Genomic DNA, 16029 nt, shown 5'->3' with positions numbered 1-16029 from the left:
CTCAAAAACCACACAGTGATTCTTTCATCTTGATTGTTTTCAAGACAGAAATCACGGTGTGGTTTGATTTTGAGGCTAGTTTTTGCCCGGCCTCGTTTTGGATGTCTATCTGGCAGGGACTGCGAGACGTCTTCTAATACTGTTTGAAAACCAAAGATGGCCGTTGCCAACTCGCTTCGATGAACTCCAGCTCTATCATCAGCTTCGTTTCCTAGGCTAGATTGATTTTCTTTGAGTAAAACTTAAACTGGGCTGATATCATTTTCGATAATGACCTTGAGGGATTTGTTAGCTTCTGCATTTTTGAAGACGTCGTAGGCTTTTTCGATTTCAGATAGCTTGAAGTGGTGAGTCACCAGTTGGGTTGCGTCAATTTTTCCTGATTTGATGACATTGAGCAACATTTCAGTTGTATTGGCATTGACCAATCCAGTATTGAGGGTGATGTTCTTGATCCATAAATCTTGCAGTTCAAAGGAAACTGGTTTTCCATGAACGCCTAAATTGGCAATGTGACCACCGATGCTGACAATTTTCTGGGCAACATCAAAGGTTGCAGGGTATCCGACACATTCCATAGCAATATCAACACCATAGCCATTGGTAATGTCATTAATTTTGGCCTTGATTTCGTCTATATCAGACGAGCAAATCGTGTGGGTAGCGCCAAATTTCAGGGCGGCATCTAGGCGAGATTGCGATAAGTCGATCATGATAATCTTGGCAGGGGAGTAGAACTGGGCAGTCAGAAGGGCTGCGAGACCAATTGGGCCAGCACCAATGATACAGACGGTATCACCTGGTTTGACATCAGATGACTGAACCCCGATTTCAAAGGAGGTTGGGAAAATATCAGACAGCATGACAAGCGCATCGTCCTCAACCGTCTTAGGTGCATGGTAGAGCGAGCCATCAGCGTGTGGGATATGGACATACTCTGCCTGTGTACCAGGGATCAAATGCCCTAAAATCCAACCGCCTGTTTCGCAATGGGATGGCAAGGAGCGTTTACAGTAATGGCAGACATTACAAGATGTGATACAGGAAACGATAACCTTATCGCCAACCTTAAAGTTGTTAACGGCTGAACCGACTTCTTCGACAATACCAATTCCTTCGTGACCAAGTATGGAACCAGGTGGTGTTTCAGGAACATCGCCACCTAAAATGTGGAGGTCTGTTCCACAAATGGTTGTTTTTAGAATGCGAACAACAGCGTCTGTGGGTTTGATGATAGAAGGTTTTGGATGGTCTTGGAGTTCGATACGTCCAAGTTCTGCGAATGTTGCTGCTTTCATAGAAAGTCTCCTTTTATAAAATGGTTGGATAGTGTCACTGGATAATCAGCTATTCAATCCTTTCTTATTTTTACAAGATTATTATACCCGAAAAAGAAATCGTTTTCAAGTATTTTGTGAAAAAAGTTTCAATATTTTTTAACCGATAAACCCCTTGGGAATACTGAACTGGTTAACTTTTTTTGAGGCGTTAAGATACTGATTATGCAAAGAACAAACGAGAGCGATTTTCAAAAATTTTCATACATACTAGAAAGAAAACCATAACGGATGTAAAAAAATCAGCATTTAGAAAGTAAAGCGTCATCTAAATGGCAAATGTTTCAAATAAAGTTTTTGGCATAAGGCTAATGAGGTTGAAAGATTTCTACTGGTATTAAGTTGTCTTTGGGGCTATTTTTGAAAAATACGTATGTGCCCAAACAGTTGCATGCATTTTTCGTGCGTAAGGCGTGAGAGAAGACTGAGGAAGTTTTACGATTGATGGAAATTGTGGTACAATAGGGTCGATTGAGAAAAGAAGAGGATACGCTATGCGCTTAAGTTTTTATGAGGTCGGTAAGATTGTCGGAGCACAAAATGACTTTCGAATCTATCCAGATAGTTTGCTGACGGGGATGGAATTTGATAGTCGTCAGATTAAGGCGGGAAATCTATTTATGCCACTAAAAGGTGCTCGAGATGGGCATACGTTTATAGGCCTTGCCTTTGAAAATGGAGCAGTAGCAACTTTGTCAGAGAAGCCTTTAGATTGTCCTCATCTCTTAGTTTCAGATGTTCTTTTGGCGATGCAGCAATTGGCCAGCTATTATATTGATAAATTACAAGTTGACGTGATTGCGGTTACCGGTTCTAACGGAAAGACGACAACCAAAGACATGATTCATGATGTCTTGGCAACTACCTATCAGACCTATAAAACCCAAGGGAATTATAATAATGAAATTGGTTTACCTTATACGGTTTTACACATGCCAGATAACACGCAGAAGCTGGTCTTAGAAATGGGGCAAGATCATCTTGGGGACATTGAATGGCTCTCCAAGATAGCGCGACCTAGAATCAGTGTGGTTACCTTGATAGGAGAAGCCCATCTAGCGTTTTTTGGGAGTCGAGATAAGATAGCTCAAGGGAAACTGCAAATTACAAGCGGGATGCCAGATGGTGGTCTCCTGCTGGTACCTGATGACCCCTTGGTAGAACCTTACCTTCCTAGTCAGCAAAAAGTGGTTCGATTTGGTCCAGAAGCAGAACTTCGCTTGACCAATCTTTGTGAGAACAAGGAGAACCTGACCTTTGAGAGCACAGCTCTTGTGGGAACTGTTGAGCTCCCAGTGACGGGCAAGTACAATGCTACCAATGCTATGCTGGCGGCTTATGTTGGCAAGGTCTGTGGCGTTTCAGATGAGAAGATCAAGCGCGCGTTGGCTCAGCTACAGCTGACTCGCAACCGAACCGAATGGAAAAAAGCCAAGAATGGTGCAGAGATTCTATCGGACGTCTACAATGCTAATCCGACGGCTATGCGCTTGATTTTAGAGACGTTTTCAGCCATCCCTAAAAATCCAGGTGGCCGCAAAATAGTGGTCCTGGCAGATATGAAGGAGCTGGGGGAGGCTTCTGCCCGACTCCATGCCGGTATGGCGCCAAGTTTGACAGAAGCTTTAGACAGAATCTACCTCTACGGACCAGAGATGGCTCCCTTGGCAGAAGTTCTATCAGGAGATGAGCGTTTGACCTATGTTGCCTCCGTGGACCGTTTTGAGGAGTTGCTTCAGGATCTTCAAGAAGACCTTAAGCCCCAAGACCAGCTGTTGCTAAAAGGGTCAAATTCTATGAATCTGGCTGCTATCGTAGAGCTTCTAGAAGCTTAGAAGGGAGAAGGAGAGATTGCTGAAAGATTTTTTTAGTTCACAGGCAACTCATGCGCCCTCTCTGTCTTTGCTAGGACATTTCGCTTGTTTCATTTTTTGTCTCGCCCTGATTTTGTTAGCCTTATTTCAACACGAAAAATCACGATTTAGTCGTTTTTTTCAAGGGTTGCAATGGATCCAGTTGATTAGTCTTTATGGTTGGTATGTTGCAACTCAGGCCCCTTTGTCTGAGAGTTTACCTCTTTACCATTGCCGTCTGGCCATGTTGTCACTGTTGTTATTGCCTAAGCACTGGCTGTTGAAACGCTATTTTGCTTATTTGGGTGTAGCAGGATCTATCTTAGCTTTTGTTTATCCGGTTTTTGATCCCTTTCCCCTTTTTCATGTGACGACGTTTTCCTTTATCTTCGGCCATGCAGCACTCTTGGTGAACAGTTTGGTTTACCTGTTGGATCAAGGAGAGATTCCAACGCTTCAGCTGCGCTTTATTGTTCGGACGACTGTCATCATCAATTTGCTACAGCTTTGCGTCAATGCTGTGACAGGAGGAAATTATGGTTTTTTGTGTCAAACGCCTATTATTGGGGGAACTGATCCTATGATTAATGTCATGGTGGTTACGACTGTTTTAAGTTTCTTGGTTGGTTTGGTTCAATGGACTTGCCTTCATTTTCAAGGCCAGGGCAAGCTTCTCCACCAGGAAAAAATATAAAAAATAAACCTGTCCAAGCTCTAGATGCAGAGCATGGGCAGGTTTTTAGCGTGACTGAACATTAGCGGCCTAGCAAGCCTTTGAGCGCTTGCAAGAGCTTGAATTTCCAAGGTTTAGGGTAATAGCGGAAAGTTCCCATTTTACGAGTGATGTAACCGTTGAATTGTTGTTTGAAACGAAGGACGCCGTCGGAACCGTCAAATTCGCCGGTAATCCCTAAAAAGTTATAGGTAGAAATCCCTCGCTTGAGACTCTCTAACATGGCTCCGTGTTGGAGTACCATTGGGGCGTAGAAGCGGTTGAATTCTGGATGAGAACCAGAAAAGAGATAGGCAGTCTCATTGCCAAGATAGATAAAGAGGGCACAAGCAAGAACAACTTCTTCTTGGCCATATTGCTCAACGAGATTTTTAGCTTCTGAAATTCTTGTTTCAAAGGTTGCCATCTGACTTTTGAGTTCGCGAGAGATGTTTTTGTGCTTGGCTGAATCAGGGTATTCTTGAAGCTGAGCTTCTGTGTTTTGAAGCTTCTCTTCTAGTTTACGATAGTCAATTAGAAGATTGTCAAGATAATCTTGAAACTGGATGGTGGCAAGCATGAACTGGGCCTTGTCGCCGAAACTGTCGTAGAAGTCTTGGTAATACTCCAAGGATTTGTCCGTATAGTCACGACGCTCAGACGTTGCAGCAGTAACGGCCTTGAAGAGAGGGAGCTGGTCCCTTGTGAGAATCTTGGTCTTGATGCCAAAACTCAGGGCCTTATTGACCTGTGGACGGCCTTTTTTACTGAAGGACTTGGTCAAGGTCTCTGGTGTTAGGCCAGATAAATCTTTGACGTAGTGCCAGTCAGGCTCACCACCAGGATATCCTGTGAGTAGGCCATCGTGTTGGTAGCCTAGATCAGTTAAATCCATGATAGGGTGCCCATTTTCGGGACTGGTAGGGTTCCCCTCACCATCAAAAACTTGATAAGTATCATAGGGTTTGACCAGGAGCTGGAGGGCTCCTTTTTCCTTGGCAAAAGCTTGCAATTCCCTGTAAAATTCTTTGAGGTAATTAGTATCTCGGCTGATAGGTCCTGAGTTGATTTCCATATGGAGACCACCGGTCATGGGAAGCGTGTAGACCAGGCCTGCGACTTGCAGTTGCTGGTCTCTTTCTAAGCCGAGAAAATAAGTGGTGAAGCCACGTTTTTTGAAAAGCTCTGCCATTTCGACACTCTGCATAAAAGAGCCGGGATATTGGCTAGCAAAGGTTTCAAAAGCTGTTGCTTCTAACTGAATAAGTGTCATTAGTGTCTATTCCTTAATTTTTTTCGGGTTTGGTAGGCCCAGCGGGATAGTTTGTAGAAGAGTCCATTGACTGGAATGTCAAATTCACCGATGTATTCTTCAAACAGTGGAGCAAAATTGGCCTTGAACTTGGTCAGACCATCGTCGAGACTGCCTTCCACTCCTCCCATATTGGCCCAAGCAACGCCATCATGAAAGGCATCCTGAAAGACCTTAGGGTAGAGAGAGTACTGGGGATAGAATTTTTTGAAGGCATCATTCATCCCCGCATAGAGCATCTCCATGCTGTGTCCGAATCGAATGGAGAGGATCCCTGCGATGACTAATTCGTCTGGGTAAGTCTCTGTAAACTCCGAAAATTCTTGGATATATTTTTCAATAGAAGCTTTTTGCTGCTGGAGTTTGGTTAAGCGTTTCTTCTGGTGGTCAGCGGTCTCTGCTAACTCATGATTGACTTGCTTTAGTTGCGTTTGATAGTCTGTTAAACGCTGAGATAAATTGACCTTGGCCAAGTGGAGATAGGCATCCTGGCCATAGATGGTCATCAGTTTCCTGAAGTAGGCTTCATTGCGCAGAGCAACCCCCTTGCGGCCTTCCGTCAAGGCCACTACCTTAGCAAATTCTGGGAGGTCTTTCACGTTACCGCGACTAGTGATGACGCCTCGATTGTTAGCATCTTTCATCAGGCGCTTTGTGTGCTTGGGAAATTGCTCTGCTAAATTGGCTGCGGTATATACATTAGCTTGAAAACGTGGCTGGATGGACTCGGCCATGTCGCTGGTTCTTCCCAGCCAGATGGCGCCAGCAGTTTCTAAATTTTTTAAATAGACCAGGGTCTCAGTCTTTTCAGGGCTAGATGAGACTTCTTGGAGGGAGTATTGCCGCAACAAAAGTGCTGGGTCAAACTTGATAAAGAGTGCCCGCTTGGTCTTGCCATAGGCCTTGAGCGACTGGATGACAAATTTAACCAAATCTTGATCAGAATAGTTCATAATCGGACCACGCGGGATATAAAGCATGGTGAAGCCTAGGGGCAGTGGCTTGATGAGGAGGCTACAAGAAGCGACGAGCGTGCCATCTTGGTAAAACCCGATGCGCTCATTTTCCCAGTTATCTTTAACCTTGGCCCAGTTGCTGCTTTGTAGCAAGTTGGTCTGATCAGAAGCCATGGCAAATTGGTCATGCTCTTGGGCAGAAATGCCAACTTTATAGGAATACATTATTCTAATACCCACTCTCTAAGGGCGTGTGCCACGCCGCTGTCATTATTGGATTTTGTGATGTGTTTGGCGAGCTTCTTGATTTCGGGATTGCCGTTTTCCATGACGACAGGGGTACCAACCACTTCTAGCATGGTACGATCGTTTTCTTCGTCCCCGATGGCCATGGTCTGACTCATATCAAGTCCTAATTTATCTGCCAAATGCTGAATGGCAGCCCCCTTGCTGACCGTTTTTTTGAGCACTTCGAGATAGAAGGGAGCTGATTTGACTAAATTATAACGCTCGTGAAGGTCGGCAGGCAGTTTTTGGATAGCCGCATCTAAGATTTCGGCGTCATCGATAAACATCATCTTCACAATGGCCTTGTCAGCCATTTCCTCAGGCGTTCGATAGAAAATCGGCATGTTGACCAAATTGGCCTCATGGACCGTATATTTGCCAATATTGCGGTTGGCGGTGTAGATACCGTCTTTGGTGATGGCATGCATGTGGACACCGAGTTTGCGGCTGAGCAACTCGATTTCCATATAGTCGTCATAGGTCATGGTTTCAGAGACGATGTCTTCACCTGTAGCGGTTTCTTGGACCAGGCCTCCGTTAAAGGTAATGACATAGTTACCTGGTTCATCCAACTTGAGTTGGGCTAAGAGTTCTTTGACGCCGGCGATTGGTCGTCCTGTGGCAATAACTACCTTGACCCCTTGCGCCTTGGCTTCCTGAACAGCCTCAAAGACGTCAGGTGTGATCTGGCGTTGGTCAGTAATGAGGGTGCCGTCAATATCAACGGCGACAAGTTTAATGGACATAACGATTAAGAATCCCTTCTAAAGCGGAAATGGTTATTATCAATTTGAGCGGAGAAATCATCCAAAATATGAGAGAAGAGGCTGGTGTCAGCCAGCATTTCTTTAGGGAAATAGAAGCGCTGATCCCCTTGGATGGTGCCGGATAGGGCCTCGACCAGTGGCGATAGCTCAGACAATTCAATCAGGCTCTTATCTTTTTGCAGGAGTTCGATCTGGGTCTTAGGCTGCTCGGCTTCTGGATGGTAGATGTCGTAGGGCAGATCAAAATTCCGATGGACTGCCGTATAGTATTCTGGGTCAAAGCCGATTTGAGCGACCAGGTAGCGCAGGCTATCGAGCTCTTGCTCGTCTTCGTGGTCAAAGGTGACAGACTTGAACACCTTGCGGTTGACAAATCGACTCGCCAGATCTGCCAAGATTTGATCAGATGAGCTAGTCCAGGCCTGGAAGTAGGTATTCATGACCCCGTCGTCGATGGCCAGATAGTCAAAGAGATCAAAATCATGACGGAAGAAAGGTAAGAGCAGCGGCGAGGTCTGTTGGAAAAAGCTAGGCTCAACTGGATAGAGCACCTTGGCGCGTTTGAGCAGATTTTGCAAGAGGACTTCCATGGCGCGTGTCGCTGGGTGGAAATAAACCTGCATGTACATCTGATAACGGCTGACAATGTAGTCTTCAATGGCGTGCATGCCTTGACTGTCAAAGACAATTCCATCTTCAGTTGGACGGATAACACGCAGGATACGAGTCAGGTCAAATTCACCGTACTTGACCCCTGAAAAGTAAGAATCCCGCAACAAATAATCCATCCGATCCACATCAATCTGGCTGGAAATCAGCTGTTCGATTTTTTTATTCGGGTGGTTGTGGCTGATGATCGAAGCTACCTGGTAAGGAAAGTCCGGGGCAATCTTTTGGAGGATCTGACAGATTTCTGTCTCAGGGTCAGTAATGACCAACTGGGACATGAGTTCATGGTCCGTGTCAAATAGACGCTCAAAACTATGGGAATAGGCCCCGTGGCCGACATCATGCAAAAGCGCCGCTACCTTGGTCAGCAAGGTTTCCTCCTTGGACCAAAGCTCGGGGTACTTCTTTTCAAATTTGGCCGTGATCTGACGAGCAATTTCGTAGGCACCTAGACTGTGTGAGAAGCGACTGTGTTCGCCACCGTGAAAGGTAAAACCAGAAGTTCCCAACTGCTTGATACGACGCAAGCGCTGGAATTCTTTGCTGTTGATCAGGGCATAGATGACCGGATGGTCCACGTTGACATAATTATGGACAGGATCTCGAAAAACTTTTTCTATCATGGCTTCATTATAGCAAAAATCCCCCTATTCTGCCATTAAAAGGCGACAGGAAGAGGAGCTATACCTAAAGAAATGATGGTTTTTGGGAAATGATCTTCTAATCTTAAGCTCTTAAGACGAGCGACAAAAGAAACAGGTACCATGGGATCTCCCAAACACCTGCTTTTTCAGCTTCCCTCCTCAAAATCTCCTTTGGAACCTAAAGAAGGAAAAAATAGAACAAGCAGCAGATGTTTCGCACCATTGCCTTATGGCTATTGAACTTTGCTGGAGCCAGCTATTCTTCCTAGTTTTTGGTATAATAGAGCCTAAGAAAAGAGGATACGGAGGGGCCTATGCGACTCATCTACACCGATATTTACCAGGATTTAACAGCTATCCTAACCAAGGAAGCCCTCGCCCTGTCGGCAGAAGGCCGTAGGGTCTTTTACATTGCCCCCAATTCACTATCTTTTGAAAAGGAGAGGCAGGTCTTGACTTATCTGCCGCAAGGGGCCAGCTTTGATCTTTTGGTGACACGGTTTGGCCAGATGGTGCGATACTTTACGCTCAATGGACTGGACAAACAAAAGAAACTAGATGACACAGGCTTGGTCATGCTTTTTTACCGAACCCTGACAAACCTGCCAGAAAACAGTCTTAAGGTCTATGGGCCATTGAGTCAATCCATGGATTTTCTGCAAGAGTTGGTTGATCTCCATAAGGAGTTGCAGGCGGCAGGAATGCATGTCAGTGATTTGACAGATTTGGATTCTCCTGAAAAAACGGAAGATTTACAGACGATTTTCCAAGCCTTTTACCAACTGCTCCAGCAGGAAGACTACCAAGAAGAGAGCAAGGTCCGTTTCCTAATTGGGCAAATCCAGTCAGGAGACTTGGCAGAAGACTTGAAGAAGATTGCTGTGGTGATCGATGGGTTCACCCGGTTCTCCCTAGAGGAAGAGAACTTGATCAAGGCCTTGGATGCTGCTGGCGTTCCCGTGGTTCTTGGGACCTATGCCAGTCCCAAGGCTTACAAGTCCCCTCATGGGTCAGGCCTTTATCAGGCTGGGGTTGATTTTTTGCGGGATCTGGCTCAGACATTTGCCGTTAGACCAGACTATGTCATGGCTGAAGGAGCATCTGTCAATCCGAAACTAATGGAACTTTCCCAACATTTTCAGTCCTGCTATGATTTTAGTTTGCTGGAGAAGCCTTTATCAGACCAGGCCAAAGAGGCCGTGAGTCTCTGGGAAGTGGTCAGCTTAAAGGAAGAAGTGACGCATGTGGCCAAGCAGATTCGGGCTGCCTTGGAGCAGGGCTACCGATACAAGGATATTTTGGTTCTGCTGGGAGATGTGGATACTTATCGCCTGCATATTGGCAAGCTCTTTGACCAGTATGAAATCCCTTATTACTTTGGTCGCGCGGAAGCCATGAGTCAGCATCCCTTGGTCAATGTCATTGACAGTCTTTGGCGCTTGAAGCGTTACCATTACCAAGCGGAAGACCTGGTTAATCTGCTCAAGACTGGGCTCTATGGCCAGGCGAGTCAGGATGAAATTGATCGCTTGGAGCACTATATTCACTATGCTCAGTTGAAGGGAATCAGTCAATTTGGAAAACCCTTTAGAATCAATCCCAAGGGCAAGTATGATTTGGAGCGTTTGAACCAACTCAAGGAAGCCTTGATCGATCCGATTCTGACTTTTTTGCAGGCTAAGCCACAAACCGGTCAAGCCTTTCTCCAACACTTAAAAGAGTTCCTAGAATTTGGGCAAGTGTCCAAGAATCTCGCTGCAATGGCACAGGAAGCAGGCTCACAAGAACTAGAAGAAGCTGAGCAAGTTTGGCAGGTTTTTAGCAACAGTTTGATGCAGTTTTATGAGATTTTTGGCGATCAGGTTCTCAAGGTAGAAGAAGCCCTCAGCTTGATTCGATCAGGGCTGGTGGGCGCACAGTTTCGAGCAGTGCCTGCTACAGTGGATGTGGTGACGGTCAAATCTTATGACTTGATTACCCCTGCAGCTAACCGCCTGGTTTTTGCCATCGGTATGACGCAGGGCAATTTTCCAAAACTGTCTAAGAACACTAGCCTGCTCTCAGACCAGGAGCGTTTGCGGATCAATGAGAAAGCTGGCCAGCGCCTATTGGATATCAGCAGTCAAGAACAGGGCAAGCGCAACCATTTCACGGCCCTCTCTTTGTTGCACTCTGCCAAGGACCACCTGGTCTTGTCCTACCCGCAACTCTTTAATGAAACAGACGAAGTCATCTCGCCCTACCTCAGTCAGTTGGAGGCCTTGGGTCTGCCCAAAGTGATTAAGGGCCGAGCCAGCTTTGACACCGATCTGGCAGATATCGGCAATTACAAGGGCCTCTTGTCCCGAGTGATTGAGCTCAACCGTCAAGACTTGCCAGAGGCCCTATCTGAGGAAGAGGAGACCTTCTGGTCAGTTGCTGTCCGGTATTTGCGTCAAAAATTAGCCAAGGAAGGGATCAGTCTCCCGCAGATCAGTCCGAGCCTTGACACCCAGCCCCTAAAAGAGGATACCTTAAATCGCCTCTATCCCAAGGGCCAGCCACTTCGCTTGTCGGCCTCTAGCTTGACAGATTATTATAATTCCCAGTATAAGTACTTCCTGAAGCATGTCCTTGGCCTGCAAGAAATAGAAACCATCCAGCCTGACGCTAGGATACACGGGACTTTTTTGCACCAGGTATTTGAAGAAATCCTACGAGACCAGTCGCCTGTTGACTTTGACACCAAGGTCAATAGAGCCTTAGAAAGGACGGGGCGTGAGGAGGCTTTTCGCCAACTATATCAAGCATCTGGTGAAACAGCCTTTACCCAGGAAATGTTAGGAGACATTGCGCGAGCAACTGCTAGAGTCTTGAGGGATGACCAGTTGGTTGAGACCATCGCAGAGGAAGCTGGTTTTGAAGCAGGTCTAGCAAGAGCTGGGAGCCAACCTATCAGTTTGGTCGGTAAGATTGACCGGATCGATCGCCTCAAGGCTTCTGACGCAGTCGGCGTGATTGACTACAAGTCCAGTGCCCAGACCTTCCAACTAGGGAGATTTTTCAATGGCCTGAGTCCGCAGTTGATGACCTATCTCTTAGCCATGACCAAGCAAGAGAAATCGGTCTCCTTGGACCAGATTTTTGGGGCTGTGTATCTCCACATGACGGACCCTGTGGTGGATCTTCAGAAGGTCAAGATCTTGGAAGACCTGCCTAAGTTAAGGCGGGATAGTCTTCAGTTTAAGGGACTTTTTGTCGAAGAAACCAGCCAAGGACTGACCAGCCAGTACGGCAAGACCTCGGCCAATACCTATAGCCAACAAGACCTCGGCTTGCTTCTTCAGTTCACTGATTGGCTCTATAGCAGAGCAGCTGAGGGGATATTGTCTGGTCATTTTGCCATCAATCCTTATACAGAAGATGGGCGCACAGTAGCTGGCGATCAGTTCAATAGCATTACCCACTTTGAAGCGGACCTTCACCTAGGTCAGGCGCGTCGACTAGCCAAGCTCGGCCGTAAAAAAGAAGACTGGTTGGACAGGATGTCCCAGATGCTAGACTAATACTTAAAGAAAATCAATCTAATCTAGGAAACGAAGCTGATGATAGAACTGGAGTTGATCGAAGCGAGCTGACAAGGCCTATCTTTGATTTTCAAAGAGTATAAAAACCAGTCCATAGCCTAGCGCTTAAGGACTGGACTAGTTTTCAACAACTTATCATGTTATGGTCCTGGCGTCAGTAGACAGAAACTTAACCGATCCATTCGAGGACTTGGCGCGCCAATACAGGTCCTGAGCTAATCTATACCATCTAAGATGAGAAAAGGAGACACCATGCCCTTTGAGCCCTTTTTAACAGACCAACAAATTGCAGATTTACAAGTTCAAGAAGCTCAGTCAGACAAGCTCCAAAAACGAACCCCAGAGCAGATTGAGGCCATTTATACCCACGGGACCAATGTCCTGGTCTCTGCTTCAGCGGGTTCAGGAAAGACTTTTGTCATGGTCGAGCGGATTTTGGACAAGATCAAACGAGGTGTGGCCATCAAGGAGCTCTTCATCTCGACCTTTACAGTCAAGGCGGCAGGCGAACTCAAGGACCGTTTGGAAACGAAGCTGAGCGCAGAGATTGCAAGGACAGATGACCAGGCATTGCGCCAGCACCTGATGGCTCAACTAGCGGACCTCCATCTAGCAGATATCGGAACCATGGATGCCTTTACCCAGAAGCTGGTGATCCAGTATGGCTATCTTTTGGGACTTGCGCCACATTTTCGGATTTTAACGGATAAAAGCGAGCAGGATATGCTCAAAAAAGAAGTCTTCAGCCAGCTCTTTGACCATTATTTCCAAGGCCCAGATGCGGAGATCTTTAAGGCCTTGGTCAAGAATTTTTCGCGAAATAGCAAATCGCCCCAGCCCTTTTTTCAAATGGTGGACAAGGTATACCAGTTTACACAATCTACCAGCCACCCAGAAGAGTGGCTAAAAGGGACTTTTCTTAAGGGCTATGAGACCTTTCAGACGGAGGCAGATCTGCCTGCTTATTTCAGGGAAGGTATCCTGACCCTACTGAGGCGAACCGCCCAACAATTGGAAGACCTGACCCTTTTGGACGATTACAAACGCCTGACGGCCAAGGGGGAGCCAACTGCTGCCTTCAAAAAACACCAAGCCATCATCGACAGCCTCTATGATTGGAGCCAAGATTCATCGACTTTTTCCAGTCTGGCAGACTTGGCACAGGCGGTGACGCTAATGATTCCTGCTGGGGACGATGTGACGGTAAAGGGGATCAAGTACCCGATTTTCAAGCAACTCCACAAGGAATTGACAGACCTGCGCCATGTGACGACAATCCTGACCTATCAGGAAGAGGCCCTGCCCTTGCTCCAGTGTTTCCAAGCTTTCTTGCTGGACTTTAGAGCAGCTTATCTGGACCGAAAAAAACAAGAAGCAGCTTTTGAATTTGCCGATATCAGCCACTTTGCCATCGAGATTTTAAGCCAGCAGGAAGCTATCCGAACCCTCTATCAGCAGACCTACCATGAAGTGATGGTTGATGAGTATCAGGACAACAACCATACCCAAGAAGCCATGCTGAATCTCCTGTCTAAAGGGGATAACCGTTTCATGGTGGGAGATATTAAGCAGTCGATCTATCGGTTTCGCCAGGCAGATCCGCAGATCTTCAACCAAACCTTCAAGACTTATCAGGAAGAGCCACTGGCAGGCAAGCTGATCCTGCTCAAAGAAAATTTCCGCAGCCAATCAGAAGTCCTCGATGCCACGAATGATCTCTTTAGCCGTCTGATGGATGAAGCTGTTGGAGATGTTGCCTACGATGAGAGTCATCGATTGGTGGCGGGTAGTCCACGGCAAAAAATCGCTCAGCCAAATCACGTCACAGAGCTCCTCATCTATGACACTGATAGCCAAGCAAGAGACAGTGAAGAGGAAAGCAATCCTGCTAAGGAAGAGACCTTGGCCGATCTTGGCAATCAGGAAGTCCAGCTGGTTATCAAGGAAATTATCCGCCTCCATAACGAAGAAGGCGTCGCCTTTTCAGACATCACCCTCCTGGTTCCCTCACGGACACGCAATAATGGCATTTTAGCAGCTTTTGCCCAGCATGGCATTCCCTTAGTAGCGGATGGAGGGGAGCAGCACTACCTAAAATCCCTGGAAGTTCAGGTAATGCTGGATACTCTGAGGACCATTAACAACCCCCTTAACGATTACGCCTTGGTAGCCCTTTTGCGTTCTCCCATGTTTCGGTTTGACGAGGACCAATTGGCACGGCTTGCTTTGCAAGCTGACAAAAATCAACTGGAGTTTACCCTATACGATAAGCTCCAGTTGGCTTTAGCAGGAACAGGTCAGGCGCCCGAGCTGATTAAGCCAAACCTTAAGCAACAACTTCACCTGTTTGATAAGATGTTTCAGGCTTGGCGAAAGGCGGCCAAGCGTCTCAGCCTGCATGACCTCATCTGGCGAATATACAACGATAAATTTTACTACGATTATGTCGGGGCACTGCCGAATGGCGAACAGCGCCAGGCCAACCTTTATGCCTTGGCCCTTCGGGCGGACCAATTTGAACGAACAGGCTTCAAGGGTCTCCCGCGTTTTATCAGCATGATTGATAAGATTTTAGCCAGTGATAATGACCTGGCAGATGTGCCAGTCAGCAAGCCTAAAAATGCAGTCCAGCTCATGACCATCCATAAAAGTAAGGGCTTGGAGTTTCCCTATGTATTTTTGCTTAATTTGGATAAAAGCTTTTTCAGCAACAAACGAGAAGCGAGCTCGCCACTCTTGATCAGTCGAGACAAGGGCGTGGGCATCAAGTTGGTTGCTAACCTGGTCTTAGACACGGAAGCGACTGCCCCTGAGAGAGCCAGCACCCCGCTTAGGGTCTCCATGGACACCCTGCCTTACCAAATCAACCGTAGAGAGGAGCGCCTCAGCACCCTGTCCGAGAGCATGCGCCTGCTCTATGTCGCCATGACCAGGGCGGAGAAAAAACTTTATTTGGTCGGAAAAGGGAGCCAAAAGACCTTGACAGAAGCCTTTGGCACAGAGACCGAACAGGGCTACCTTCCCTTGGCCCTCAGAGAGCAGATGGAGAGCTTCCAGGACTGGTTTTTAGCCCTCTTAGCTGCTTTTGGAAAAAGGGAAAACCTGGCCTACCAGCTCAGCTATGTTTCTTCCCAAGACTTGACTCCAGAGGCCATCGGCCAGCTTGCGCCAGCGCAGACTATCCACCCAGATCAGCTAGCCCACAACCGCCAATCCACGGACATCTCAGCCATGCTCCGCCAATTGGAAAACGTTGACCAGCTCAACCGTACCTACGCAGCAGCTATCAAGTTGCCAACTGTGCGAACCCCTAGCCAGATCAAAACCTTCTACCAACCAGTCTTGGAAAGTGAAGGGGTGGACATCATGGACAAGCAAGTCCGTCAACCTGATTGGCAACTGCCCGATTTTAGCGGTCAAGCGCCAGTGACCGGCAGTGAGATTGGCTCAGTCTTGCACGAATTCATGCAGAGGATTCCCCTGGACAGGCCGATTACTGAGGACCTGCTGAGACAAGTTCTAGAGCGCGTTCAGACGCGAGAGACAGTCAAGCAAAAAATGGACTTGACTAAGATAGAAGCCTTTTTTAAGACAGATTTGGGCTGCATGATTCTGGAGCATCAGGACAAGGTTAAACGGGAAGCGCCCTTTGCGATGTTGGTGACGGATCCTGCCAGTCAGGAGGATTTCGTGGTTCGGGGGATTGTGGATGGCTATATTGTCTTGGAAGACCGCTTGGTTCTCTTTGACTATAAGACCGACAAGTATCGAGATCCTCAGGTGATCCATGACCGTTACCAGGCTCAGATGAACCTCTATGCCCAGGCCCTGTCCCGCGCCTATGCCATCGACCGGGTTGACAAGTATTTGATCCTGCTGGGCGGGGCAGAGGTACAGGTCTTGGCCGTATCTGATTGAAAATGAT

The 16029-nt window shown here is 47.0% G+C and carries 9 protein-coding genes; 4 read left to right on the top strand and 5 right to left on the bottom strand.

Annotation, left to right across the window (positions count from 1 at the left end):
- Window positions 1-242 precede the first annotated feature (242 nt).
- Complete coding sequence (locus ABID29_RS10035) at window positions 243-1298, bottom strand: zinc-dependent alcohol dehydrogenase family protein (protein ID WP_354366014.1); 1056 nt, start codon at window positions 1296-1298, stop codon at window positions 243-245.
- Window positions 1299-1831: 533 nt separating this feature from the next.
- Here ABID29_RS10035 and ABID29_RS10030 point away from each other — a divergent pair.
- Window positions 1832-3172 carry a UDP-N-acetylmuramoyl-tripeptide--D-alanyl-D-alanine ligase gene (locus tag ABID29_RS10030; protein WP_354366013.1) on the top strand — a complete coding sequence of 447 codons (1341 nt, stop codon included), beginning with the start codon at window positions 1832-1834 and terminating at the stop codon, window positions 3170-3172.
- 16 nt (window positions 3173-3188) lie between these two features.
- Window positions 3189-3884, top strand: coding sequence for a YwaF family protein (locus ABID29_RS10025; protein WP_354366012.1), 696 nt, complete (start codon window positions 3189-3191; stop codon window positions 3882-3884).
- Between the two features lie 61 nt (window positions 3885-3945).
- Here ABID29_RS10025 and ABID29_RS10020 read toward each other — a convergent pair whose 3' ends face one another.
- Genes ABID29_RS10020 through ABID29_RS10005 form a run of 4 tightly spaced genes read right to left on the bottom strand, consistent with a single transcriptional unit; the run spans window position 3946 to window position 8517 of the window.
- On the bottom strand, window positions 3946-5175 hold the full coding sequence (locus ABID29_RS10020; protein ID WP_354366011.1) for an aminoacyltransferase: 1230 nt from the start codon (window positions 5173-5175) through the stop codon (window positions 3946-3948).
- Window positions 5175-6395 (bottom strand): aminoacyltransferase, encoded by a 1221-nt coding sequence (locus ABID29_RS10015; protein WP_354366010.1) that lies wholly within the window; start codon window positions 6393-6395, stop codon window positions 5175-5177. The genes ABID29_RS10020 and ABID29_RS10015 overlap by 1 nt, the downstream gene beginning before the upstream one ends.
- On the bottom strand, window positions 6395-7204 hold the full coding sequence (yidA, locus tag ABID29_RS10010) for a sugar-phosphatase (RefSeq protein WP_354366009.1): 810 nt from the start codon (window positions 7202-7204) through the stop codon (window positions 6395-6397). Before yidA ends, ABID29_RS10015 begins: the two co-directional genes overlap by 1 nt.
- Before the next feature lie 5 nt (window positions 7205-7209).
- Window positions 7210-8517, bottom strand: coding sequence for an HD domain-containing protein (locus tag ABID29_RS10005; protein WP_354366008.1), 1308 nt, complete (start codon window positions 8515-8517; stop codon window positions 7210-7212).
- Window positions 8518-8852: 335 nt separating this feature from the next.
- Here ABID29_RS10005 and rexB point away from each other — a divergent pair, with 335 nt between their 5' ends.
- Together rexB and addA are read left to right on the top strand one after the other, a co-directional pair.
- Window positions 8853-12083, top strand: a complete 3231-nt coding sequence (gene rexB, locus ABID29_RS10000) for an ATP-dependent nuclease subunit B (RefSeq protein ID WP_354366007.1) — start codon at window positions 8853-8855, stop codon at window positions 12081-12083.
- 273 nt (window positions 12084-12356) lie between these two features.
- The gene (gene addA, locus ABID29_RS09995) at window positions 12357-16022 is read left to right on the top strand and encodes a helicase-exonuclease AddAB subunit AddA (protein ID WP_354366006.1); all 3666 of its coding nucleotides are present in this window, start codon (window positions 12357-12359) and stop codon (window positions 16020-16022) included.
- The last annotated feature ends 7 nt before the right edge of the window (window positions 16023-16029 follow it).

Origin of the sequence: Streptococcus rupicaprae, assembly GCF_040545225.1 — a bacterium.
In the GTDB taxonomy this organism is placed as follows: Bacteria; Bacillota; Bacilli; order Lactobacillales; family Streptococcaceae; genus Streptococcus; species Streptococcus rupicaprae.
Note: the sequence above shows the minus strand (reverse complement) of the source record. Positions and strands in the feature narration are given on the sequence as shown.

What these genes read in the sequence shown, in the direction of transcription:
- addA (WP_354366006.1), top strand. Translation starts at nt 12,357, where the DNA reads ATGCCCTTTGAGCCCTTTTTAACAGACCAACAAATTGCAGATTTACAA.
- ABID29_RS10005 (WP_354366008.1), bottom strand. Translation starts at nt 8,517, where the DNA reads ATGATAGAAAAAGTTTTTCGAGATCCTGTCCATAATTATGTCAACGTG.
- ABID29_RS10030 (WP_354366013.1), top strand. Translation starts at nt 1,832, where the DNA reads ATGCGCTTAAGTTTTTATGAGGTCGGTAAGATTGTCGGAGCACAAAAT.
- rexB (WP_354366007.1), top strand. Translation starts at nt 8,853, where the DNA reads ATGCGACTCATCTACACCGATATTTACCAGGATTTAACAGCTATCCTA.
- yidA (WP_354366009.1), bottom strand. Translation starts at nt 7,204, where the DNA reads ATGTCCATTAAACTTGTCGCCGTTGATATTGACGGCACCCTCATTACT.
- ABID29_RS10020 (WP_354366011.1), bottom strand. Translation starts at nt 5,175, where the DNA reads ATGACACTTATTCAGTTAGAAGCAACAGCTTTTGAAACCTTTGCTAGC.
- ABID29_RS10035 (WP_354366014.1), bottom strand. Translation starts at nt 1,298, where the DNA reads ATGAAAGCAGCAACATTCGCAGAACTTGGACGTATCGAACTCCAAGAC.
- ABID29_RS10015 (WP_354366010.1), bottom strand. Translation starts at nt 6,395, where the DNA reads ATGTATTCCTATAAAGTTGGCATTTCTGCCCAAGAGCATGACCAATTT.